Source organism: Shimia sp. Alg240-R146 (genome assembly GCF_947331465.1).
GTDB lineage: Bacteria > Pseudomonadota > Alphaproteobacteria > Rhodobacterales > Rhodobacteraceae > Shimia.
Map to the genome: position 1 here is coordinate 745,235 of NZ_CAMZOK010000001.1, position 23,433 is coordinate 768,667.

The following is a 23,433-nucleotide window of genomic DNA, read 5'->3' on the forward strand; positions in this document are numbered from 1 at the left end:
TTCTATGTGTTCTTTCGTTACAGCTATTGCTGTGACCATTGGAGTCTGGATTGGCGGTGCTGGCCGCGCGGACGTAAATGTGTTTGCTGCAGCCAGTTTGAAAACCGCATTGGAAGAGATCGCACTCCAATTTGAGCAATCGTATGAAACTGACGTGCGGTTGACCTTGGCTGGATCATCTGTCCTCGCCCGTCAAATTGCGTTCGGTGCTCCTGCAGATGTATACATCTCGGCCAACGTGGCCTGGATGGACTATCTTGTGGCCAAGGGGAGGATTGCAGAAGGCTCTGTTCGACCAGTTGCTGGAAATCAATTGGTTTTGGTCCGCCCTGTGCCCTCGTCCGGAGAGGGGCCTCCAACATTGGAAGGCGTTTTTGCGGGTGAGGCGGAAGGCCGAATTGCAATGGCATTGGTCGACGCTGTTCCAGCAGGGATTTACGGCAAAGCCGCCTTGCAGTCTCTAAATTTTTGGGACCAAGCGTCGGACCGCGTCGTTCAAACAGACAATGTGAGAGCCGCCTTGGCGTTAGTGGCGCTTGGCGAAGTGTCATGGGGGATCGTCTATGCCAGCGATGCTATGGTGGAGAAACGTGCGGAGATTGTGCACTATTTTGCTGCCGAGACGCATCCGGAAATTGTCTATCCTGCGGCGGCAATCGCAACGTCGAAATCCTCCAAATCAATGAAATTCCTTGAGTTTTTGGGTGGAGATCAGGCCCGCAGAGTCCTTCTCGAAAATGGATTTGTTGTGCGGGACAAAAAGCCATGACGGATTGGCTTGGACCTGAGGAATGGCAGGCGGTGGCCTTGTCACTCAAAGTGGCGTTTTGGGCTGTTTTAGGCACTTTGCCACTCGGAGTTTTGACCGCTTTTGCAATGGCACGGTGGCGGTTCGTCGGGCGCGATTTTTTGAACGTCATCATTCATCTGCCTCTTGTATTGCCTCCGGTTGTTACAGGGTATCTGCTGTTGCTGACTTTTGGTACTCAAGGCGCCGTTGGGCAGGCGCTGCAAAAGGTTGGTATCGTTTTTGCCTTTCACTGGACGGGTGCCGCGCTGGCAGCTGCGATCATGGCGTTCCCGTTGTTCGTGAGGGCCGTTCGCCTTTCGTTGGAAGCGGTCGATCCAAAACTTGAACAGGCGGCCGCGACCTTGGGGGCTTCGAAGCCGCGAGTTTTTTTTACGGTGACTTTGCCCCTAATTCTTCCGGGTATATTGGCTGGGGCGGTTTTGGCTTTTGCCAAAGCAATGGGCGAGTTTGGGGCGACCATCACATTTGTCTCAAACATTCCTGGGCAAACCCGCACTTTGCCCTCGGCCGTTTACGCATTTTTGCAAGTGCCAGATGGAGAAACCTCGGCCATGCGGTTGGTGGTCGTTTCCGTAATCATAGCATGCGCAGCATTGATTTTGTCTGAGGTTCTGGCGCGCCGAGTGTCGGTGCGGGTTGGGAAGTCATGACGTTGTTTGTCAATATTTCGCAATCCTTTGAGAGCTTTACGCTGAATGTCGACTTTGAAGCGCCCGAAGGTTTGACGGTTCTGTTTGGCGCATCGGGGGCGGGAAAGACCACTGTGGCCAATGCTGTCGCGGGATTGAGCCAACCCGATGAGGCCAAGATATCTGTTGGGGCGCGTGTTTTGTCTGATACGCGCGCCAATGTGTGGGTGCCGCCGCATCGTCGGGACATCGGGTACATCTTTCAGGAGGGACGCCTGTTTCCGCATATGAACGTGCGGAAAAACTTGTTGTATGGCAGGGCTTTGGCGCGTGGTCGCACGGATGAGATCACGTTGGAACGTGTGGTTGAGATGCTGGGGTTAGGCGATCTACTTGACCGCCGTCCGGCGCATTTGTCAGGAGGCGAGAAACAACGAGTTGCCATTGGTCGCGCGCTGCTCGCACGACCCAAAATGATCCTCGCCGATGAGCCTTTGGCCGCGTTGGACGAGCCGAGAAAAGCTGAAATATTACCTTATTTCGAGTTGCTCAGGGACGAATTTTCCATTCCAATTCTGTATGTTAGCCACTCTATTGCGGAAGTCGCGCGGTTGGCGACCACAGTTGTGGCTTTGGAAAAGGGACGGGTGTCTCGGGTGGGGCCTGCGGGCGAGGTTTTGAGCGATCCGGAGTTCACGCCTGCGGGGGTGCGGGCTGTTGGGGCTGTCCTCGAGGCAAAAGTCAGGGAACACCACAGCGATGGCCTGACGGAATTGGAGGCCGGAGGAGCGGCCCTCTTTTTGCCGAAGCTGGCGCATGGTGTCGGGAAAACTGTCAGGGTTCGGATCGCGGCGCACGATGTGATTTTGTCTCGCGATACCCCTAAGGGATTGTCTGCGTTGAATATTTTATCAGGAAAGATTGCAACTGTACGCGCAGGTGACGGCCCTGGCGCAATTGTGTCGATAGACACAAAGGCGGGGCGGGTCTTGGCGCGGGTGACACGGCGGTCGGTTCAGGCGATGGAATTGGCAGAAGGGCAGGCCATTCACGCGGTGGTCAAATCTGTGGCCGTGGCGCCGGAAGATGTCGGGCGATAAACACGTCCTACTGGTTAATGCGCTGAAAGATCACAAAAATCGATGTCTGCACCGCGTCGGTAATGCGTCGGTATCGCGACAGTGTGGGTTTTCGATTTGCCCCTATGAACCCGGCGTGCGGTGTTGCGTCGAAATTCTGTGGAAATTCCGACCTGCTTCGCCCTTGGCGGCGCTGATGGGGGCGGCTAGAAAGAGCATCCCGATGCCAAGAAGGAGCGCGCCCCAGTGCAGATGAGTGAGCAGGTCACCACCCGGATTTCCCGAACGATTGCCACCGAGATCGGCGCGTCCGCGTCACAGGTCGGCTCGGCCGTTGGATTGCTGGACGACGGGGCAACGGTGCCGTTTGTGGCGCGCTACCGCAAGGAAGTCACCGGCGGTCTGGATGACACGCAGCTGCGCACGCTTGCGGATCGTTTGGGATATTTGCGTGAACTGGAAGCACGACGGGAAACTGTATCGGCCTCGATCACGGAACAAGGCAAGATGACAGAGGAATTGGCCAAGGCGATCTTTGCCGCGGAGACCAAAGCGACGCTGGAAGATATCTATCTGCCATACAAACCCAAGCGGCGCACCAAGGCGATGATCGCGCGCGAAAACGGGCTGGAACCATTGGCGGAGGCGATTATGGCGGATCGCGCAGCGGAGCCGGAGGCGTTGGCCGCGGGATATGTATCTGAGGCGGTGGCCGATGTGAAAGCCGCGTTGGACGGGGCGCGTGATATCATTGCCGAGGGGCTGACTGAGAATGCGACACTGCTGGGCGAGTTGCGCGCGTTCTTGCAAAAAGAGGCCCGCGTGTCCGGCAAAGTGATCCCGGGGCAAGAGCAGGCGGGCGCCAAATTCTCCGATTACTTTGAACACACCGAGCTGTGGTCCAAAGTGCCAAGCCATCGGGCTTTGGCGATGATGCGGGCCAGCAATGAAGGCGTGATCACGCTGGATATCGGGCCCGATCCAGAAGGTGGCAAAGCGCGTGCCGAGGAGATGGTGGCAAGCCATCTGCACACCCGGACCGAGGGTGCTGGCGACAAGTGGTTGCGCAAGATTGCAGGCTGGACCTGGCGGGTAAAGTTGAGCCTGACGATGACTGTGGATCTGATGGGCGAGCTGCGGCAGCGGGCACAGGAGGAGGCCATTCAGGTTTTTGCACGCAACTTGAAAGATTTGCTTCTGGCGGCACCGGCTGGCGCGAAGGCCACGCTGGGACTTGATCCGGGTATTCGGACGGGTGTGAAGGCCGCTGTTGTTGATGCCACGGGCAAGGTTTTGGATACAGCGACGTTGTACCCTTTTCAGCCGCGCATGGATGTGCGCGGTTCAGAAGCAGCCATTCTGGGGTTGATCGCCAAACACAACATCGAGCTGATTGCGATTGGTAACGGCACAGCAAGTCGCGAGACAGAAAAGCTGGTTGGGGACACGCTGAAACTCTTGCCCAAAGGTGTGGCCGCACCCACCAAAGTTGTGGTGAGCGAGGCGGGGGCGTCGGTTTATTCCGCGAGTGAACTTGCTGCGCGCGAGTTTCCGGATCTGGACGTGAGCCTGCGTGGCGCGGTGTCGATTGCGCGGCGCCTGCAAGATCCGTTGGCGGAGTTGGTGAAGATCGAACCCAAGTCGATTGGGGTTGGCCAATATCAGCACGACGTGGATCAGCACCGACTTGGCAAGTCGCTTGAGGCGGTTGTTGAGGATGCGGTGAACGCGGTGGGCGTGGATTTGAACATGGCCTCTGCACCGCTGTTGGCGCATGTGTCCGGCCTTGGGCCTGGGTTGGCGGAGGCCATCGTGGCGCATCGCGATGAAATGGGTGCCTTTGGCGCGCGCAAGGATTTGTTGAAAGTCGCGCGGCTGGGACCGGTGGCGTTTGAACAGTGCGCAGGGTTTTTGCGCATTACTGGTGGATCAGAACCTTTGGACGCCAGCGCGGTGCACCCGGAAGCCTATGATGTGGCGCGTAAAATCGTGTCGGCTTGTGGACGGGACGTACGAGCGTTGATGGGCGACGGGGCGGCGCTCAAGCAAGTGCGAGCAGAGGAATTTGTGTCCGAGAAGTTTGGCCTGCCGACAGTGCGCGACATTTTGGGAGAGTTGGAAAAGCCGGGGCGCGACCCGCGGCCGACGTTTAAGACGGCGACGTTCGCTGATGGGGTTGAGCAGATCTCTGACCTTAAACCCGGCATGGTTTTGGAAGGCACGGTGACCAACGTCGCGGCCTTTGGTGCGTTTGTGGATGTCGGCGTGCATCAGGACGGGTTGGTGCATGTCAGCCAGCTGGCGGATCGGTTCGTGAAGGACCCGCATGAGGTTGTCAAAGCAGGCGACGTTGTGAAGGTGACGGTCGTTGAGGTCGACGCGCCGCGCAAACGGATTGGCCTGAGCATGCGCAAGGACGGCGGGGCCTCGGCCAAGCAGGATCGCAATGCGCGCGGTGGGGATGAGCGTGGTCGTGGTGGGCCCAAAGGCGGTGGGCCGCGCGGTGGCGGGCGTCCTCAGGGCGGCAGTAAACCTAAGACCGATGGCGGTGGTAATGGCGCGTTAGGCGCGGCGTTGCTGGATGCGATGAAGAAGCGCTAAAGGGCAGGGACGTTAGGCGAGCAACGTCCCCATCCGACGCATCGCGAGCGCGTAGCCTTCGACGCCGAACCCGGCGATCACACCGTCGGCGCGCTGGCTGACGTAAGAATGATGCCGGAAGGCCTCGCGTTTGTGCACGTTGGAAATATGCACCTCAAGCACGGGGCCATCAAAGGTGTGTAGCGCATCCAGAATGGCAACGGAGGTGTGCGTGTAAGCCGCCGGATTGATGATGATGCCGGCCGCGTTTTCGCGTGCGTCATGGACCATCTCGACGATCTCGCCTTCGTGGTTGGACTGCATGAGCTTGACCGACAAGTCGACGTCTTTGCCCACAGCGGCGCAGGTGGTCTCAACATCGTCAAGCGTGTCGTGGCCGTAAATCTCCGGCTGGCGTTTGCCCAGAAGGTTCAGGTTCGGGCCGTTCAGGATGTAGATCGTCTTGCTCATGGTCGGCTCCTGCCGTGTTCAGTTGTTTCGGAGTAGCCGTTGAATGGCCAATAAAGCAAGGGCTTAGCTCTTGATGTCACGCAGAATGACGTTGGTCTGTGCCGAACTTACCGCAGGCAAGTCGAACAAGAAGCCTTCCATAAAGCGGTTGTAGGCCTCGATATCGGTGCAGCGCACGCGCATGTGGTAGTCCGCTGCGCCGGTGATGGCGAAGCATTCCTGAACCTCCTCTCGGGTGGAAACAGCCTCGATGAACCGCTTGAGATGCGCGGGGTCGTGGCGGGTGAGGTTCACGTGGACAATGGCGTGGAACGTGAGGCCGAGTTTGGCCGGGGCCAAGCGGGCGCCGTAGCCCTCGATCAGGCCTGCGTCCTCAAATGCGCGAATGCGGCGCCAGCAGGCGGAGGTGGACATGCCGACTTGTTCTGCGAGGTCAGCGTTGGAGGCGCGGCAGTCGCGTTCCAACAGGGCCAATAATTGGCGGTCTTTGGGGTCAAGGAGCATTGGTTTGATCTCTCGGATTTTTGCCCATATTTGGCACGGAAATTCGAATTTGGCCACATGTCAGTAAAAGTTGGCACGAAATTCCCACCTACGCGTGAGATTATAGAAGGCCAATAGGAGCGCGCAGATGACCAAAGCCAGCCACGAATTCAAAGGGTACGCCCTGTCAGACCGATACGATCACACCGAGGGGCGCGTGTTTTTGACGGGTACGCAGGCGCTGGCGCGGATCATGTTTGATCAAGCGCGGCGGGATCGCGACGCGGGGCTGAACACGGCGGGCTTTATTTCGGGGTATCGTGGGTCTCCGCTGGGTGGGTTGGATCTTGAATTCTGGCGCGAACGGCAGCGGGTGACGGACAACAACATCACCTTTATGCCTGCGGTGAATGAAGACCTTGGGGCGACCGCCGTTTTGGGCGCGCAGCAAGCGGTGCTGGATCCGGACTGCGACGTCGAGGGCGTGTTTTCCATGTGGTACGGCAAGGGGCCGGGCGTGGACCGGTCTGGCGACGCGTTAAAACACGGGAATGCTTATGGATCGTCGGCCAAGGGCGGCGTGCTGGTGGTGGCGGGGGACGACCATGGCTGTGTCAGCTCGTCGATGCCGCACCAGTCGGATGTCGCGTTCATGTCGTGGTTCATGCCGACGCTCAACCCGGCGAGCGTGGATGAGTATCAAGCGTTTGGCGAATTTGGCATCGCGCTCAGCCGGTTCTCGGGCACCTGGGTTGGTTTTAAGGCCGTGTCGGAGACCGTGGAGTCCGGTCGTTCGGTTGAAATCGTGCCGGATCGCACCTTTACCACACCTGAGTTTGAGATGCCGGCAGGCGGGCTGCATGTGCGGCCCAGCGACCTGCCAAGCCCCGAGATCGAAACGCGCATCGGGCATAAGTTGCGTGCGGTTGAGGCCTTTGTGGAGGCCAACCCGATTGATCAGCGTGTGTATGATCTTCCTGAGGCCAGCTTTGGGTTTGTGACGACGGGCAAAGGGCATCTGGACCTGATGGAGGCGCTGCGGCTTTTGGGGCTGGATGAGTCGACCTGTCGGCGGTTGGGTATCGATATTTACAAGGTGGGCATGGTCTGGCCTTTGGCACGGCGCGATGCGTTGGCCTTTGTGCATGGCAAAACCGAAGTGCTGGTGGTTGAGGAAAAGCGCGGCATCATCGAAAGCCAATTCAAGGAATACTTCTACGATTGGCCGGGCGATAAGCCTGAGCGCATGGTCGGCAAGCACCGCGCGGTTGGTGATCCGCTGTTGCCTTGGACGGGCGAGTTGAGCCCGCTGCAACTGGTGCCAGTGGTGGCTGAGCGATTGGATCGGTTGTTTCCCGACGAAGGTCTGGCGGCAAAGGCCCGCGCGTTGACCGAAGAAAAGCCGCCGGTGTTGAATGTCACAGGCGCGACGCGCACGCCGTATTTCTGTTCGGGGTGTCCGCACAACACGTCGACCAAAGTGCCTGAAGGTTCCAAGGCGTTGTCGGGCATCGGCTGTCACGTGATGGCCAGCTGGATGGATCGCAACACTGGTGGCTATGCGCAGATGGGCGGTGAAGGCGTGCCAGTGGCCGTGGCGCAGAAATACAACGGCAAGAAACATGTGTTCCAGAATTTGGGCGAGGGGACGTGGTACCATTCCGGCTCGCTGGCGATCCGGCAAGCGGTGGCAGCTGAGGCCAACATTACATTCAAGGTGCTGTTCAACGACGCTGTGGCGATGACCGGCGGACAACCGGTGGACGGGCCGGTGTCGGTGCATGGCATCGCGTGGAATGCGCGGGCCGAAGGCGTGGCGCGGATTGCCTTGGTTAGCGACGATATCGGCAAATTCAAGCGCGGTGATTTCCCGCCGGACACGTCGTTTCACGACCGAAAAGACATGGACCCCGTGCAGCGTGAGTTGCGCGAGATCGAAGGCGTGACGTTGCTGGTGTATGAGCAGACCTGTGCGACGGAGAAACGTCGTCGCCGAAAGCGCGGGACGATGGAAGATCCTGACACATTTGCGTTTATCAATGATCTGGTCTGCGAAGGCTGTGGCGATTGTTCGGTTGAGAGCAACTGTTTGAGCGTGGAGCCGGTGGAAACCGAGTTTGGGCGCAAGCGGAAGATCAACCTGAGCACCTGCAACAAGGATTTTTCCTGTTTGAACGGGTTCTGCCCAAGCTTTGTGACCGTAACGGGCGCGAAGCGGCGCAAGAAAGACGGCAGCGATGTGGATTTGCCAGCGTTGCTGGCGGATGTGCCCATGCCGACCGTGCCGTCGTTGGACAAGCCGTTTGATTTGTTGGTGACGGGAGTGGGCGGCACAGGTGTGGTGACTGTCGGCGCGTTGATCACCATGGCGGCACATTTGGAAGGGTTGGGCTCTTCCGTGCTCGACTTCACGGGTTTCGCGCAAAAATTCGGCACGGTGTTGAGCTATATCCGCCTGGGCACCAGCCCGGCGGCGGTCAATCAGGTGCGGATTGAACAGGGTGCGGCGGATGCAGTGATCGGCTGTGACGTGGTGGTGAGCTCGGCCCCAAAGGCGAGCGTGCATTATCGCAAGGGTGCGCAGGTTGTTTTGAACACCGCGGCGATGCCCACCGGTGATCTGGTGCTGAACCGTGATGCAGACCTGAAGATCGGTATCCGCGAGCAGGTCATACGCCAAGCGGTTGGTGCCGAAAACGTACGGGCGATGGATGCCAACAAACTGGCAGAGCGGCTTATGGGGGACAGTGTTTTTGCCAACGTGATGATGCTGGGCTTTGCCTGGCAACGTGGGTTGGTGCCCGTCAGCGAGACCGCTTTGAAGCAGGCGGTTTTGCTGAATGGCGTGGCGGTCGAGAAAAACGCACGGGCGTTTGATCTGGGGCGCGTGTTGGCGCATGACGCAGGGGCGATTTCGTTTGATGAGGCGCCGGAAATTGAGACATTGGACGAGGTGATCGCGCGCCGTGTGGCGTTTTTGACCGACTATCAGGATGCCAAATATGCGGCGCGGTTTGAGGCGCGGATCGCAGAGGTTCGGGGTGTGTTGCCTGAGCCGTTGGTGGAGCAGGCGGCGAAGTCGTTGTTCCGGTTGATGTCGTACAAAGACGAATACGAGGTGGCGCGGTTGCACATGCAGACCGGGTTTGAAGATCGGCTTCGTGAAGAGTTCGAGGGCGATTTCAAAGTGAACTATCATATGTCCCCGCCTGTGCTGCCGCTGGGCAAGGATGCGCGTGGACGGCCCAACAAGGTTGCGTTGGGGCCATGGATGCGGCCGGTGCTTGGGCGATTGGCCAAGATGAAAGGTCTGCGGGGTGGCGTGTTTGATCCGTTCCGCTTTAGCGTGGACCGCAAGCTGGATCGTGCTTTGTTGACGTGGTTTGAGGGCGTGTTGGATTTGGTGGTGGATCGCTATAGCCCGGCCACGCTAGAGGTTTGCGCGGCGCTGGTGTCGGCGCCGTCTGACATTCGCGGTTACGGTCCGGTGCGCGAGAAAGCAGCGGAAAACGTGCGCGCGGCGATGCGCGTGCATGAAGATGCGTTGCGTGGGTGACAGCACAGCTGTGGCTGATAGGGTCGCGGAAAATTTAGGGAGAGAGTTATGTCTGTAATCGAAGCGCGTTTGGCGGACCTTGGAATGGTGTTGCCTGCGGCGACCGTGGTTCCGGCCACGGTGCATTTGCCGTTTTCCTTTGTGAACCGGCAGGGCAGCCGTTTGTTGATCTCGGGTCATCCGAAATCCAATGCGGACGGCAGCATTGGCGGCCCGTTTGGGCAATTGGGTACGGATATGACCACCGAGGAAGGGTATCAGGCGTCGCGTGAAATCGCGTTGGCGGTGCTGGCGAATGTGAAGGCCGAGATTGGCGATTTGGACAAGATCGCAGGATGGACGCGGGTTTTCGGCATGGTCAATTCCGCGCCCGGCTACGCCGAGCAGCATCTGGTGATCAACGGCTTTAGCGATGTGATCCTTGAGGTGTTTGGCCCGGACGTGGGGCGTCACGCGCGCTCGGCGATTGGCACCCATGGCTTGCCAATGAACTTTGCGATTGAGGTCGAAGGTGAGCTGGAGTTGCGCGCCTAAGTCACGCGGCGAAAGTGAGCTCACCCCCGAAGATCGGACACGGATGAAAGTTGCGATCTACTGGTGGAGAAATGAAACACCCAAACCTGACCAGTTGGCGCAAAGAGTGGCTTAAGTCAGGTTAGAAACGGTCCAATAAATGGGGCGTGGCTCAAAGAGACAGCCCTAAAAAGGCTGGCTCTGGTGATTGCCGCGCAGCCCGTCCAGCACGATCCTGATTTTCTTTTCGGGCGCGTACTGCTTGCGCGTGGCAGGCTTGATGCCTTTGACGATCTTCTCGCCAGCGCTCTTCGTTGTCTTTCTAATCGTCCACTCCTTGGTGGCAACGATGAGCAACAAACCCTCTCTCGGCAAAAATGGCTAATTGGACCCAAAGGCGCTGACGTCAGACAGGACTGAGTGGGGGCGAGCGGATACTCTCTGCAAGAAAGAGACAATCAATCCGCGACGTTAGAAGCCGCCTTTAGACGATCTGAAATTGGGTGTACCTCTGCACTGCCGAAAATCGCTCCGAACCCAAAGCCGTCGTAAAGTTTATTCCTGCTGAAACAACACATTGCTTATCTTCGCCGCCGCGCTTAGGAGGACGTCCTTGCCCTCGATGACCTCGGCTAACGACATTCTCTGCGTTGGCCCGTGGCATGCCAAGCCGGCGACGAAACGGCCACGCGGATCGACTACGGGAACAGCAATGGCAACCATTCCCTCCAGAAATTCTTCCTGATCCAGCGAATACCCCTGTCCTCGTATTTTGTTCAGTTCGTCAAGAAGCGCCTGAGGGTCACTATGAGTGTGCCGCGTCATCGACCGAAGGTAGATCGAGGCGACAAGGGTCTCGCGTTTCTTCCGTGTCAGGCTAGCCAGGAAGACCTTACCACTTGCGGTGCAATGGAACGGGACGCTCGTGCCGATGGGGAGTTGAATCCGAAACGGCCAATCGGTTTCAACCCGGTCCAGATAGTTCATCCCCTCGTTTCCCGGCACGGCGTAGTTGACCGTTTCCCCAATGCTATCGGCGACTTCTTTCAGAATTTGGTGTCGGGCCACATGATCGCGTGAATTGTGCAACAAGCCCGACCCGAGATCACGCAGCCGTCGCCCAACCTGGTACTTCTTGGAGTTGCCCGGGCGGGTCAGAAAGCCGTTCTCTTCCAGCGTTACGCACAGCCGGTGAACCGTCTGTTTCGGCAGGCCAAGCTGCTCGTTGATCTGAGTGGCGGTCATCGGCTGATCGCTTTTGCCCAGGACCTCAAGGATCAAGAGCGTGCGCAGGTTTGTCGGGATGCGGTCAGAATCCGGCAAAAGAACCCCCAGTAAAAAAGATGGTGCATTTCTCGCGAATCATAATACCGTCACTTATCGCCAAAAACGAGACAAAAAGTCTCATTTTTTGATATGGAGGGGGAATGAAGTTCGACTTTGTCGTTGTGGGGGCAGGATCAGCCGGTTGCGCACTGGCAAATCGCCTGTCTGCAGATGGGCGGTATTCGGTCGCGCTGGTCGAAGCCGGTCCCGCCGACCGCAACCCCTGGATCCACGTTCCGGTCGGATACTTCCGGACCATGGGCAATCCCAAGTCGGATTGGATGTATGTCACTGAAAAGGACAAAGGCATCGCGGGCCGGGCCATTTCCTGGCCCCGGGGCCGTGTTCTTGGCGGGTCAAGCTCGATCAACGGGCTGCTTTATGTGCGGGGCCAACCACAAGACTATGATCACTGGGCACAGTTGGGCTGCATCGGCTGGTCCTGGGACAGCGTTTTGCCGCTCTTCAAACGGTCGGAGACCTGGCATGGCGAACATTCCAACGATGTACGCGGCGCCGACGGGCCGCTTTCCGTGCAGGATTCGCGCCTGACCCGTGAGGTTGTGGATACCTGGCTCGATGCCGCCGAAGCTGCGGGTTACAAACGCACCAAGGATTACAACGGTGAAGATCAGGAAGGCGTTGGGTATTTCCAACTGACCATGAAAGGCGGTCGCCGGTGTTCTTCTGCAGTCGCCTATCTGAATCCGATCAAGAACCGCAAAAACCTGACGATCATCACCGACGCGCAGACCGAAAAGGTTCTGATCGAAGACAGTCGCGCCACGGGCATTCGCGTGAAGCTGCATGGTGCGATGGAAACCATTGAGGCGGGCAAAGAGGTGATCCTCAGCGCTGGGGCCATCGGCTCGCCGCAAATCCTGATGCTGTCGGGCATTGGCGATCCGGACGAATTGTCCCCGCACGGGATCGACGTGCACTCGGCTCTGAGCGGGGTGGGCAAGAACCTGCAGGACCACTTGCAGGCGCGTCCAGTTTACAAAACCAACCTCAGCACGATCAACACCGAGGCCAACAACATCTTCAAACAGGGCATGATGGCGATGCAATATGCCCTGACCCAGCGCGGCCCGATGACCATGGCCGCCAGCCTTGGCACCGGGTTCCTGAAAACCGAAGACCGGCTTGAAACGCCAGATATCCAATTTCACATCCAGCCCTGGAGCGCCGACAAGCCTGCTGATGGGCCGCACAAGTTTTCAGCCTTTACCGCGTCGGTGCTGCAGTTGCGCCCGGAAAGCGCGGGGCACCTGTCGCTGCGTTCAGCCCGGATGGAGGATCACCCCGAGATCCATCCTAATTACCTGGCGTCCGATCTTGACTGCAGAACAATCGTCAAAGGCATTCAGATCGCACGGACAATTTCGCAGACCGATCCGCTCAGGTCTCACATCACCGAGGAACATGCGCCGGGGGCCGGCGTGGCGTTTGATGACGAAGCGGCCACGCTGGATTGGGCGCGCCGGACCTCGGTAACGATTTATCACCCCACCGGCACCTGCAAGATGGGGATCGACGGCAAGGCCGTTGTCGACCCGCGCCTGCGGGTTCGGGGTATCGACGGGCTGCGCGTGGCCGATGCGTCGATCATGCCGCAGATCGTCAGCGGAAACACCAATGCCCCGTGCATCATGATCGGCGAAAAGGCCGCCGATCTTGTGTTGGAGGACGCAAGATCATGATGTTTGGGACAAATCACTTGCCGGTTACCGGCATGGACATCGGGTCGATTTTTCGACCCCAAAAACTCGGGGGCAATGCCTTCAGCCCCACGAAACACAACAAGAAGACTGAGGGCTTTTTCCTAGGGAGGAATATCAATGTTTAAAGTCAAGTACTTAGCAGCTGGCGCCACGGCGCTCGCCCTGATGGCATCCACAGCGATGGCCGAGAAGGTTCTGCGCATCCAGTCGGTGCTGCCGAGCACAGCGGACGAAGTCACCATGCTGAACGAATTCGGCAAGGACGTGGCGGCGCTGACCGGCGGGTCGCTGACCATCGAAGTGTTGCCTGCGGGTGCCGTTGTCGGTCCGCGTGACATCATGGATGCGGTTGACGCGGGACTGGTGGAGGGCGGCTTCGCCTGGACCCACTATTGGGGGGGCAAGCACGTTGCCGCCAACCTCTTTGGTGCGCCGGTTGCGGGCGCCGGTGTCGGCCTCGACAACATCGCGTTCCTGAGCTGGTTCCAATATGGCGGCGGCAAAGAGTTGTATGACCGCCTGTGGGACGAAATGGGCGTGAACGTAAAAGGTTTCATGTTGCAGCCGGTGGGCCCCGAGGCGTTGGGCTGGTTCCCGAAACCGATCGAGTCGATGGATGACTTCCGCCAGATGCGGTTCCGTGCACCTCCTGGTATGGTTGGCGCAGCCTACGCGGACATCGGCGTTCCTGCGGTTGCCATGGGCGGTGGGGACATCCTTCCCGCGCTGGAAAAAGGCACGATTGATGCGGCCGAATGGTGCTGCCCCAAGCCTGATAGCGTGTTCGGCTTCCAGAAGGTGCTGAAGCACTACTATCTGCAAGGTTTGCACCAGGTTGTTGTGAACGCGGACATGTATGTGAACCGCGACTTCTATGACGGGCTGTCGGACCTAGAGAAAAAAGCTCTCGAAGTGGCCGCGAACGCGTCTTTGTCCAAGTCGCTCTCCTACCGTATCTTTGAAAACGGTAAGGCGCTGAAGGATCTGACCGACAATCACGGTGTTATCCTTGAGGACACACCGGCGGATTACTTCACCGAGTACATGGCCGCAGCCAACAACGCGCTGCAAGCCGCAGCAGACGAGAACGCGTTCTTTGCCGAAGTCTGGCAGTCGCAAAAGGACTTCGCCGACACTGTCGTTCCGTTCTGGGCCGGTGCGCAAGCGTCGAATGCGGGTCTGGGTAAGGCGCATGCCGACACGCTGAAATAACCCAAGCTCATTTTGCGGGGGCCATTTGGCCCCCGCAGTTCATTTTCGACAAGGACCTTGGGTTTCGCGAGACCGGTCTTTTTCAAAAATGAACCCCCCGAAAGGGGGCGGACAACCAGGGAGGAATGGGGATGGCCGCAGATGAGGTGAACCCTGATGAGCTCGAAATTGCAGACGAACTGATCGCGGAACGACGTGCCGAAGCCCCCGGTGAAACACCCGAAGACATGACTCCGTGGCAGCGCCCGATCACGGCGGCCATCGACGTGCTGAACTATCGCGCGGGGCAGATCATTTCCCTGCTGTTGGTGCCATTGATCGCGGTTGTGGTGTTCGAGGTGCTCTCGCGCAATTCCTTCTCGATCCTGCAAAATGCGGGGTTCGAAGACTTGGCGCGGTCGCTTGGTCTTGGTCCAACGCTTTGGGTCTATGACACCAGCCGGATGCTTGCCGGGATGCTGTTCATGGCGGCGGCGGGCTATGGGTTGATGCGCGGGGTGCATATCCGCGCCGACTTCCTGTATCGCAACTGGTCGGACAAGACCCAGGCAACTGTGGATGCCTCGCTCTACCTTGTCTTCTTCATGCCCTCGATGATCTTTTTCACTGTGGTTTCGAGTAAGTTCTGGTGGCTGGCCTATTCCACCGGCGAAACCATGCAGATCGACAGCGCCTGGGGCCCATTGCTCTGGCCCGCGCGCACGGCGATGCCGATCGGCGGCTTCCTGTTGATGTTGCAGGGCATCCCCGAGATTTTCCGCGCCTTTCACAAGATGGGCAAGGCGCGCGAACGCTGGTTCGTGCGGGCCTTGCCCATCTACCTGATCGCGCTGGCGTGGCTTGTGCTGGCGGTGTTCCAGCCTGATTGGGTGCCCGGAGGCGAGTGGTTCACCGATCTGATGAAGGCCCGCCCCTCCCTGTCCAAGCCGACCATTGGCCTGATCATGCTGGGCGCGATGCTCTTCGTGATTTTCATCGGCTTCCCGATTTCCTTCACGCTGATCTTCCTTGGATTCGTTTTCGGCATCTGGGGTGCGAACTTCAAGCTGACAACGCTTCTGATGACGCTCAACACCAACTCGACCATGCTGAACGATCAACTGATGGCGGTGCCGCTCTTTGTCCTGATGGGCATCGTGATGGAAGCGGCGGGGTTGATGGAACGGCTCTTTACCTCGATCCAGATGATCATGGCCCGCGTGCGCGGGGCGCTTTTCATCGCTGTGTTGATCGTGTCCACGATATTTGCCGCCGCCACCGGGATCGTAGGGGCCTCCGTGACCCTTCTGGGGATTATGGCCGGAGCCACGATGAGCCGGTCGGGCTATAACGTCCAACTCTCCGCCGGAACGATCACCGCCGGGGGCACGCTGGGCATTCTGATCCCACCCTCGATCATGCTGATCGTGATGGGGCCGGTGTTGGAAGTCTCGACGCTGGACCTGTTCCGCGGCGCGTTCATTCCGGGTGCACTTCTGGCGTCCCTTTACCTGATTTACACCCTCGGGCGGTGCTGGCTGAACCCTGATCTTGGCCCCATCCTGTCCGAGGAGGATCAGCCTGACACGTCGAATTTCTATGGCGCCGAAGTCGCGCTGATTTGCCTGGGCATCCTGACCCTATGCCGCGTCTTTGGCCTCAGTCTGGGCGGCACGTTCAGTTCGATCCCGTTTGGCGGGTTGATTGTCATGGCCCTCGCGATGGCCCTGGCCTATGCGGCCTATCGGCGGCTTAACGTGTTGCGGATCGTTCTACCGATTGCCGTCCTGTTTCACCTCTACATGATCGTTGCCAATACGGGCGCCGACGGCAGCTGGTCGATCTGGTCGATTGTCTTTGCCGCATTTATCGTCTTGTTGGCCTTCCTTGGGCGGCCAATCTACGGCTCTGATGCAGAGGATGGGTTTTATTTCGCACAGCTTTGGGATGAGTTCTTTGCCGGGCTGATGCCGCCGACGATCCTGATCTCCTTTGCCCTTGGTTCGATCCTGCTGGGTCTTGCGACACCGGCAGAAGCCGCAGCCATGGGCGCCTTCGGTGCAATCCTTCTGTCACTGGCTTATCGCAAGTTCACCCTGCCCAGCTTCTTTGACAGCCTGATCAAAGCGCTTGAAATCACGGTTCTGATCATGTTCCTGGTCGCCGCCTCGAATTTCTTTGGTGCGCAGTTCAGCGCCCTTGGAACGCCGCGGATGATGACCGAGATTCTTCTGGGCCTCGATATGTCGCCTTACCTGGTCCTGATCCTGGTGATGTCGCTGATCTTCCTCTTGGGCTGGCCGCTGGAATGGGTGCCAATCGTGCTGATCGTTGTGCCGATCCTGTTGCCTACTGTCGAGAAACTCGATGTCTTCGGGCTGGAACGCTACGACCTCATGGTCTGGTTCGGCATCCTTGTGGCGGTGAACCTGCAAACCGCGTGGCTATCCCCACCCGTGGCCCTGTCGGCCTACTTCCTCAAGGGCGTGGTGCCCAATTGGGATCTCAAAGACATCTACCTTGGCATGATGCAATTCATGCTGGTCCAGCTTCTTGGCCTGATCCTTCTGTTCATCTTCCCGCAGCTGGTGCTCTGGTTACCAGCCGCCATGTCAGGAAACTAAATCATGAGTGTTGAACGCAGTTCTCTATCCTATCTGAAATGGCCCCTACTCACGACGGTTATCGGCCTTGGTTTAAGCGGCTGGCTGGGTTGGGCGACCGAGGGCACGTGGTCCGGGGTTGTCTCGTTCCTGATCGTCGGCACGGTGCTGGCCGCACTTGAAATTGCGCTGTCTTTCGACAATGCCATCGTCAATGCCAACAAGCTTGAGGATATGACCCCGATCTGGCGGCAACGGTTCCTGACCTGGGGCATCTTGATCGCCGTATTCGGGATGCGGATCGTGTTTCCGCTGGTGATTGTTGCGATTTTTGCATGGATCAACCCCTTCGCTGCCATGCATCTGGCCTTATCGGACCCGGACGAATACTCGCGCATCATTGGACACGCACATGGGCCAATATCGGCCTTTGGCGGCACTTTCCTGATGATGGTGGCACTGAAGTTCTTCATCGACGAAGACAAGTCCATCGACTGGATCACCATTCTGGAAAAGCGCCTGCGCCTGTGGGGCTCCATTCGCGGGTTCGAGATCGCCTTTGTCCTTGTGATCGTACTGTTGATTTCCCAATCTCTGGCCGATCACGAGTTGGCCCCTTTCCTGACCTCGGCTGTGATGGGGCTTTTGGTCTTTACCATGGTGGATGGTCTTGGCACCTATCTCGACAACGTCGCCGGATCGACGACCGCGATTGGTGCCAAGGGCGGCTTGGGTGCGTTCCTCTATCTTGAAGTTCTGGACGCCAGTTTCTCGTTTGATGGCGTGATTGGTGCCTTTGCCCTGACCACCAACATCCTGCTGATTGCCATCGGCCTTGGCATTGGTGCGATGTATGTGCGTTCGATGACGATCATGCTGGTCGAACGCGGCACTTTGGCCGAGTTCCGTTACTTGGAGCATGGTGCGTTCTATTCGATCTTTGCGCTCTCGATCGTAATGTTCCTGCAATCGATAGTGCATGTGCACGAGCTGATCACCGGCGGCATCGGCATGGCCCTCATCGGATTGGCCTTCTACGCCTCGATCCGCCACAACAAACGCGAAGCCTGAGCATTCGCACATAGACAGGACTTTCCCATGACCCGGATCTATCTGAAAAAGGCTGCGCTCACATCACGCTCGGACGCCGGCGAAACGGCCAAGACGGTAGCAACAATACTGGCCGATATAGAAAACCGCGGCGAGGCGGCCGCCTTGGAATATGCCGCGAAATTCGACCAATATGATGGCAATGTTCAGCTGACCCCGGACGAGATCGAGGCTGCAAGCGCCCTGGTTCCGCAAAAGCTGAAAGACGATATCCTGTTCGCCCATGACAACGTCCGCCGCTTTGCCGAAGTGCAAAAAGCAACCGTCGCCGATGTGGAATACGAGATCAATCCGGGGCTGATTGCAGGGCAAAAGGCCATTCCGGTCTCTGCTGCCGGGTGCTACGTGCCTGCCGGTCGCTATCGCCATATCGCCAGCGCCATCATGACCGTGACAACGGCGAGGGTCGCGGGCTGCGAACATATCACGGTCTGTTCCGCGCCGCAGCCGGGTGCTGGCCTCTATCCTGCCATTGTCTATGCGGCGCACGCCAGCGGCGCCAACAAGATCATGGCGATTGGTGGTGTGCAGGGGATTGCCTCGATGGCGTTCGGTCTGTTTGGTCAGCCCAAGGCCAATATCATCGTCGGGCCGGGCAATCAGTTCGTGGCCGAGGCCAAGCGCACACTTTATGGCCGGGTTGGAATCGATATGATCGCAGGCCCCACCGACAGTTTGATCCTAGCGGACAAAGGCGCCGATCCGCATATCGTGGCGACCGATTTGGTCAGCCAGGCCGAGCATGGCTACAACTCGCCGGTCTGGCTGGTGACCGATCACCAACCCTTGGCCAAAGACGTGCTGGCCCGGGTCCCCGACCTGATTGCCGATCTGCCCGAATTGAACCGTGAAAACGCCGAAGCCGCCTGGCGCGACTATGCCGAGGTGATTGTCTGTTCGGATCGCGAGGAAATGGCGGCAACATCGGACGAATATGCCCCCGAGCACCTGACGGTTCAGGCCGATGAGCTTGATTGGTGGCTGGACCGTCTGAAATGCTATGGCTCGCTGTTCCTGGGGGAAGAAACCACCGTCTCCTATGGCGACAAGGCGGCGGGCACGAACCACGTGCTGCCAACGTCCGGCGCGGCCAGCTATACGGGCGGGTTGAGCGTGCACAAATACATGAAGATCGTCACTTGGCAGCGCGCCACCCGCGAAGGGTCCAAGCAGGTGGCCGAAGCCACGGCAAGGATTTCCCGACTGGAAGGGATGGAAGGGCACGCGCGCGCCGCAGATGTGCGGTTGGCGAAGTATTTCCCCAATGAAATTTTTGATTTGACGGCCAATGGATGATCCACGCGCTCTTTTCGATCTAAGCGGCCGTGTTGCCGTTGTGACCGGCGCCAGTTCCGGGCTGGGCCGCCGCGCCGCGCAGGTCCTGTGCGCAGCCGATGCGCGGGTTGTTGCGATTGCAAGACGAGAAGACCAATTGCGAAGTCTGACGACGGAAATCGGTGAGCGCTGCGCTTTTGTTGCTGCCGATATCACCGACCGAGACGCTCTGCCGGTCTTGGCTCAGGACCTCGCCCAACCCTTCGGCGCGCCTGACATCATTGTCCATGCGGCAGGCATCAACACACGACAACCCGCTGATGATGTAACCCGCGAGGGATGGGACCAGACGCTTGAACTCAACCTCTCGGCCCCGTTTTTCCTGACGCAATCCCTTGTCTCTGCTATGAAGCAAAAGGGCTGGGGCAGGATCGTGAATTTCGCTTCACTGCAAAATACACGGGCGTTTTCCGGCGGGATCGCCTATGGCGCCAGCAAGGCGGCGGTCGGTCAGATGACCCGGGCAATGGCCGAAGCCTGGTCGGGACTTGGCATCACCGCAAATGCGATTGGCCCCGGTTTCTTTCCAACGGAACTGACCAAAGCGGTGTTTGACGACGCGGACAGGGCCGCGCGCAACGCCGCGCAAACCTGCATGGGCCGAAACGGCAGGCTTGAAGATATCGACGGACCGCTGCTGTTCTTGTGCTCAAACGCTTCAAGTTATGTGACAGGACAGGTTCTTATGGTTGATGGGGGGTTCACCGCGAAATGAAGGCGCTGGTTTATGAAGGTGTTAAAACGCTCGCTATCCACGATGTCGCAATGCCTGTTGCCGCCGCGGGTGAGCATTTAGTGCGTATCCACGGGGTCGGCATCTGCGGTTCGGACATGCACGCCTATCTCGGGCATGACGATCGACGACCTGCGCCGCTGATCCTCGGGCACGAAGCCGCCGGGATTGTCGAAGACGGCCCGTGGAAAGGGCGACGTGTCACGATCAACCCGCTGGTGTCCTGCGGAACCTGCTCCTATTGCCGCGCCGGGCGGGAGAACCTCTGTCCCGACCGACAGATCATCTCGATGCCCCCGCGCGAGGGGGCGTTTGCGCAGTATGTCAGTATGCCGAGCGAAAACCTGATCACAGTCCCTGATGATTTTCCCTTGGACAAGGCCGCCCTGTGTGAGCCGCTTGCCGTCAGCTGGCATGCAGTAAGGCTGGCCATCGACGGCGTGCATCCCGATATGGAGCGCCGCGCCTTGGTCATCGGCGGCGGGGCCATCGGACTGGCCGCCGCGCTGGCACTCAGGGCAATGGGCTGGGACGACGTTGAAATCACCGAACCCAATGCCCTGCGCCGTCGGTTTCTTGAGGATCGATGCGGGTTGCGGGCGGTTGAGACGCCGCAAAAAATTGCCTCCATCGTCGTCGACGCGGTCGGCTTTGCCGCGACAAGGGCTGTTGCGTCGGAATGGGTCGCGCCCGGCGGGGTCATTGCCCATGTCGGGCTGGGTGACAATGCGGAAGGCTTGGACGTTCGCCGCATGACCCTGCAGGAAGTCGCCTTTGTCGGCAGCTACACGTATACCGCGCAAGATTTCCACGACACGGCGCAGGCCATGTTCGATGGTCGCCTTGGCCAACTAGACTGGTTTGAAACAAGATCGTTGGAAGACGGCGCGACCGCGTTTCGTGACATTAGCGCGGGCAACGCGGCAGCCCCCAAGATCATTCTCGACCCATGGGCATAAAGCCAACACGAAAGGATCCAACATGTACAAAAACATTCTTGTCCCCCTGGCGTTGAACCATGGGTTTTCCCACAAGTCACTGGCCCTGGCGGAAGGGCTACGTTCAGACGGCGGGCAGATCACCGCGCTCCATGTCTACGACATCCCACAAGGCACGGCGAGCACCTACATGGGAGAGGATCGGATCGACGAAGGACTGAAGGCCGCCGAAAAATTGCTGAAGGAAAAGGTGCAGGGGATGGACGTTGTAAAAGCCGATATCGTGCGCGGACATGCCTATCGAACGATTGTCGAATACGCTGAGAAGGGCGACTTTGATTGCATCGTGATCGGCTCCCATCAACCCACTGTCAGCGATTTTCTGATCGGTTCGACTGCGGCACGGGTGGTCCGCCATGCCAAGTGCACGGTTCATGTGCATCGTGGTGCGTAGGATGAAAAATGTCTGGAATGGATTTAGATAGCGGCGATATGAGGGTCGCGTTGACGTAATTTCGGATCCGTAATTCACTCGGCCGACGATGCAAGGCGCATTGCGAAACGTCGGTGGCCATGGATGGTGTGCGACTACATTGATGGCGGAGCTGGGAGCGAAGTTGGCAGGCGTCCTCGCAAGCAGCGCAATGGTATCACGATGCCGTTCCGGATCGGGCCGCGCCAATTTGTTGACTTTGCGCTCCACCCCCGCTGATCTCGACGAGAATCGAGATGAACCAGAAAATCGCGCATCGTGGCTGACGTGATTTTCGCGAGATCAAATTCCTTCGCATAAGATTCGAAACCACGGTCTTTTTTGACTGCTGTTTTGGATCAGCCGTGCGACGGAACGAATCTGCAAATTCAACAGCGGCTTCAATTTCCTCTAAGCGACTGGTTTATTTGATAGATCGTCGAACATGCGTCTTCGAAGCGGTATCCCAGAGCCGAAGATGTCAGAACGGACTTTTGCCTGTTTGGTAAACTGCGAGACCAGATCGGAAGTGCTTCAGCCTAGAAACTTGATTCTGTGTCGACCTCGCCACCTGTTCCCGCCGTGTGTGTGCGTAACAGTGTGGACTTGGATTGAACACATCAATTCACGCAGATGAATTTGCTAAGAGATTGATGTGAAGGGGGAAATGGTGGCGGTACAGGGACTTGAACCCCGGACACGCGGATTATGATTCCGCTGCTCTAACCAACTGAGCTATACCGCCACGGTGGAGGCGATTTAGGCTTTCACGCGCGCAGGGTCAAGAGAGAAAACGCCAAGCCTGATGTGGATTTATGGGTTTGTGCGCAAGTTTGCGAAATCCGCTGGGGCGGCCTTCAAAAAATCAGGAAAATTCAACGACTTTGATGCCTAAGGCTTTGGCAGACTGTGGTGCCTGCCATTGGGAACTCGCCGGCGGACGTTACAAAACGGTTATCAAACTGACACGATTGCTTTGAGGAAGCGGCTTAATCACCGCCCCACACAGTTTGGGGATAGCCGTGCTGAGAATCGAAGATCTGACCAAGTCATTTGGTCCCAATGTAGCGGTAGACGCCGCTAACATCACTGTCGAGAAGCCTGCGATGATTGGCATCATTGGCCGATCTGGTGCAGGTAAGTCCACTTTGTTGCGCATGTTGAATTGCCTGACAGATGCGACCTCGGGTCGTATCAAGTTTGAAGATCAGGACATCACTGCTCTTAAAGGCAAAGACAAGCGTCGCTGGCAGTCCGAATGCGCGATGATTTTCCAGCAGTTCAATCTGGTGCCGCGTCTGGATGTGGTGTCCAATGTGCTGCACGGAACACTCAATCAGCGCTCAACGATGGCCACGATGTTCAATCTGTTTCCGACATCCGACATTCATCGGGCCATCGACATTCTGGATCGTCTTGGCATCGCCGAGCATGGCCCGAAGCGTGCCGAAGCTTTGTCGGGCGGCCAACAGCAGCGCGTCGCCATTGCACGCGCCTTGATGCAGGACCCCAAGATCATTCTGGCGGATGAGCCCATCGCCTCGCTTGACCCGATGAACGCGCAGGTGGTGATGCAATCGCTGCGCTCCATCCACGAAGAAGACGGGCGTACGGTGATTGCCAACTTGCACACGCTCGATACGGCGCGCCGGTTTTGTGACCGCGTGATCGGTATGCGGGACGGGCGCATTGTGTTTGACGGCACGCCTGAGCAGCTGACCACGGGTGCTGCCCGCGACATCTACGGTGCGGACGACAGCTTTAGCGAAGAAGCCACATCCACCCAAATCGAAACGCTCGACCGCACAGATGCGGAAGACGTCGTTGCCTAAGTTTCATCACGACCCCGCGCACCAATGTGCGGGCAATTTACCAACCG

19 protein-coding genes and 1 tRNA gene are annotated in these 23,433 nt (G+C 58.3%); 15 read left to right on the top strand and 5 right to left on the bottom strand.

Annotation, left to right across the window (positions count from 1 at the left end; all coding sequences use genetic code 11):
- Positions 1–4 precede the first annotated feature (4 nt).
- From modA to PG871_RS03495, 4 genes are all read left to right on the top strand, one after another.
- Entirely contained in the window at positions 5–769 is a 765-nt protein-coding gene (gene modA, locus PG871_RS03480; RefSeq protein ID WP_270725994.1) for a molybdate ABC transporter substrate-binding protein, read from the top strand.
- Positions 766–1,461, top strand: coding sequence for a molybdate ABC transporter permease subunit (modB, locus tag PG871_RS03485; RefSeq protein ID WP_270725997.1), 696 nt, complete (start codon positions 766–768; stop codon positions 1,459–1,461). Before modA ends, modB begins: the two co-directional genes overlap by 4 nt.
- Positions 1,458–2,540, top strand: coding sequence for a molybdenum ABC transporter ATP-binding protein (modC, locus tag PG871_RS03490; RefSeq protein ID WP_270726000.1), 1,083 nt, complete (start codon positions 1,458–1,460; stop codon positions 2,538–2,540). Before modB ends, modC begins: the two co-directional genes overlap by 4 nt.
- 231 nt (positions 2,541–2,771) lie before the next feature.
- Positions 2,772–5,120, top strand: coding sequence for a Tex family protein (locus PG871_RS03495; RefSeq protein WP_270726003.1), 2,349 nt, complete (start codon positions 2,772–2,774; stop codon positions 5,118–5,120).
- A 12-nt stretch (positions 5,121–5,132) separates the two neighbouring features.
- Here the strand turns inward: PG871_RS03495 and aroQ are convergent, their stop codons facing one another.
- Positions 5,133–5,570, bottom strand: coding sequence for a type II 3-dehydroquinate dehydratase (gene aroQ, locus PG871_RS03500; RefSeq protein WP_270726006.1), 438 nt, complete (start codon positions 5,568–5,570; stop codon positions 5,133–5,135).
- Between the two features lie 63 nt (positions 5,571–5,633).
- Positions 5,634–6,074 carry an Lrp/AsnC family transcriptional regulator gene (locus PG871_RS03505; protein ID WP_270726009.1) on the bottom strand — a complete coding sequence of 147 codons (441 nt, stop codon included), beginning with the start codon at positions 6,072–6,074 and terminating at the stop codon, positions 5,634–5,636.
- A 127-nt stretch (positions 6,075–6,201) separates the two neighbouring features.
- Between PG871_RS03505 and PG871_RS03510 the strand changes: the two genes are divergently transcribed.
- Both PG871_RS03510 and PG871_RS03515 read left to right on the top strand, forming a co-directional pair.
- Positions 6,202–9,609 (top strand): indolepyruvate ferredoxin oxidoreductase family protein, encoded by a 3,408-nt coding sequence (locus PG871_RS03510; protein ID WP_270726011.1) that lies wholly within the window; start codon positions 6,202–6,204, stop codon positions 9,607–9,609.
- Between the two features lie 48 nt (positions 9,610–9,657).
- Positions 9,658–10,143, top strand: a complete 486-nt coding sequence (locus PG871_RS03515; protein WP_270726014.1) for a RidA family protein — start codon at positions 9,658–9,660, stop codon at positions 10,141–10,143.
- Between the two features lie 165 nt (positions 10,144–10,308).
- Here PG871_RS03515 and PG871_RS03520 read toward each other — a convergent pair whose 3' ends face one another.
- Together PG871_RS03520 and PG871_RS03525 are read right to left on the bottom strand one after the other, a co-directional pair.
- The gene (locus PG871_RS03520; protein ID WP_270728761.1) at positions 10,309–10,479 is read right to left on the bottom strand and encodes a hypothetical protein; all 171 of its coding nucleotides are present in this window, start codon (positions 10,477–10,479) and stop codon (positions 10,309–10,311) included.
- 198 nt (positions 10,480–10,677) lie between these two features.
- Complete coding sequence (locus tag PG871_RS03525; protein ID WP_270726015.1) at positions 10,678–11,445, bottom strand: IclR family transcriptional regulator; 768 nt, start codon at positions 11,443–11,445, stop codon at positions 10,678–10,680.
- A gap of 104 nt (positions 11,446–11,549) precedes the next feature.
- Here PG871_RS03525 and PG871_RS03530 point away from each other — a divergent pair, with 104 nt between their 5' ends.
- The 8 genes from PG871_RS03530 to PG871_RS03565 all read left to right on the top strand — a co-directional run bounded on the left by PG871_RS03530 (position 11,550) and on the right by PG871_RS03565 (position 21,536).
- Positions 11,550–13,151: a GMC family oxidoreductase gene (locus tag PG871_RS03530; RefSeq protein WP_270726018.1), complete on the top strand. Its 1,602-nt coding sequence runs from the start codon at positions 11,550–11,552 to the stop codon at positions 13,149–13,151.
- Positions 13,152–13,289: 138 nt separating this feature from the next.
- Positions 13,290–14,384 carry a TRAP transporter substrate-binding protein gene (locus PG871_RS03535; RefSeq protein WP_270726020.1) on the top strand — a complete coding sequence of 365 codons (1,095 nt, stop codon included), beginning with the start codon at positions 13,290–13,292 and terminating at the stop codon, positions 14,382–14,384.
- A 131-nt stretch (positions 14,385–14,515) separates the two neighbouring features.
- Positions 14,516–16,987 carry a TRAP transporter large permease subunit gene (locus PG871_RS03540; RefSeq protein ID WP_270726023.1) on the top strand — a complete coding sequence of 824 codons (2,472 nt, stop codon included), beginning with the start codon at positions 14,516–14,518 and terminating at the stop codon, positions 16,985–16,987.
- A 3-nt stretch (positions 16,988–16,990) separates the two neighbouring features.
- The gene (locus tag PG871_RS03545; RefSeq protein ID WP_270726025.1) at positions 16,991–18,037 is read left to right on the top strand and encodes a DUF475 domain-containing protein; all 1,047 of its coding nucleotides are present in this window, start codon (positions 16,991–16,993) and stop codon (positions 18,035–18,037) included.
- A gap of 27 nt (positions 18,038–18,064) precedes the next feature.
- A complete protein-coding gene (gene hisD / locus PG871_RS03550) occupies positions 18,065–19,372 on the top strand; it encodes a histidinol dehydrogenase (RefSeq protein ID WP_270726028.1) in 1,308 nt (435 codons plus the stop codon).
- On the top strand, positions 19,365–20,126 hold the full coding sequence (locus tag PG871_RS03555; protein ID WP_270726031.1) for an SDR family NAD(P)-dependent oxidoreductase: 762 nt from the start codon (positions 19,365–19,367) through the stop codon (positions 20,124–20,126). Before hisD ends, PG871_RS03555 begins: the two co-directional genes overlap by 8 nt.
- Positions 20,123–21,103 (top strand): alcohol dehydrogenase catalytic domain-containing protein, encoded by a 981-nt coding sequence (locus PG871_RS03560; protein WP_270726034.1) that lies wholly within the window; start codon positions 20,123–20,125, stop codon positions 21,101–21,103. The genes PG871_RS03555 and PG871_RS03560 overlap by 4 nt, the downstream gene beginning before the upstream one ends.
- Positions 21,104–21,125: 22 nt before the next feature.
- Positions 21,126–21,536: a universal stress protein gene (locus PG871_RS03565; RefSeq protein ID WP_270726037.1), complete on the top strand. Its 411-nt coding sequence runs from the start codon at positions 21,126–21,128 to the stop codon at positions 21,534–21,536.
- A 686-nt stretch (positions 21,537–22,222) separates the two neighbouring features.
- Here the strand turns inward: PG871_RS03565 and PG871_RS03570 are convergent.
- Positions 22,223–22,299 (bottom strand) — tRNA-Met (locus PG871_RS03570).
- 277 nt (positions 22,300–22,576) lie between these two features.
- On the opposite strand from PG871_RS03570, the gene phnC reads away from it, so the two are divergent.
- Positions 22,577–23,386 carry a phosphonate ABC transporter ATP-binding protein gene (gene phnC / locus PG871_RS03575; protein WP_270726039.1) on the top strand — a complete coding sequence of 270 codons (810 nt, stop codon included), beginning with the start codon at positions 22,577–22,579 and terminating at the stop codon, positions 23,384–23,386.
- Positions 23,387–23,433: the final 47 nt, after the last annotated feature.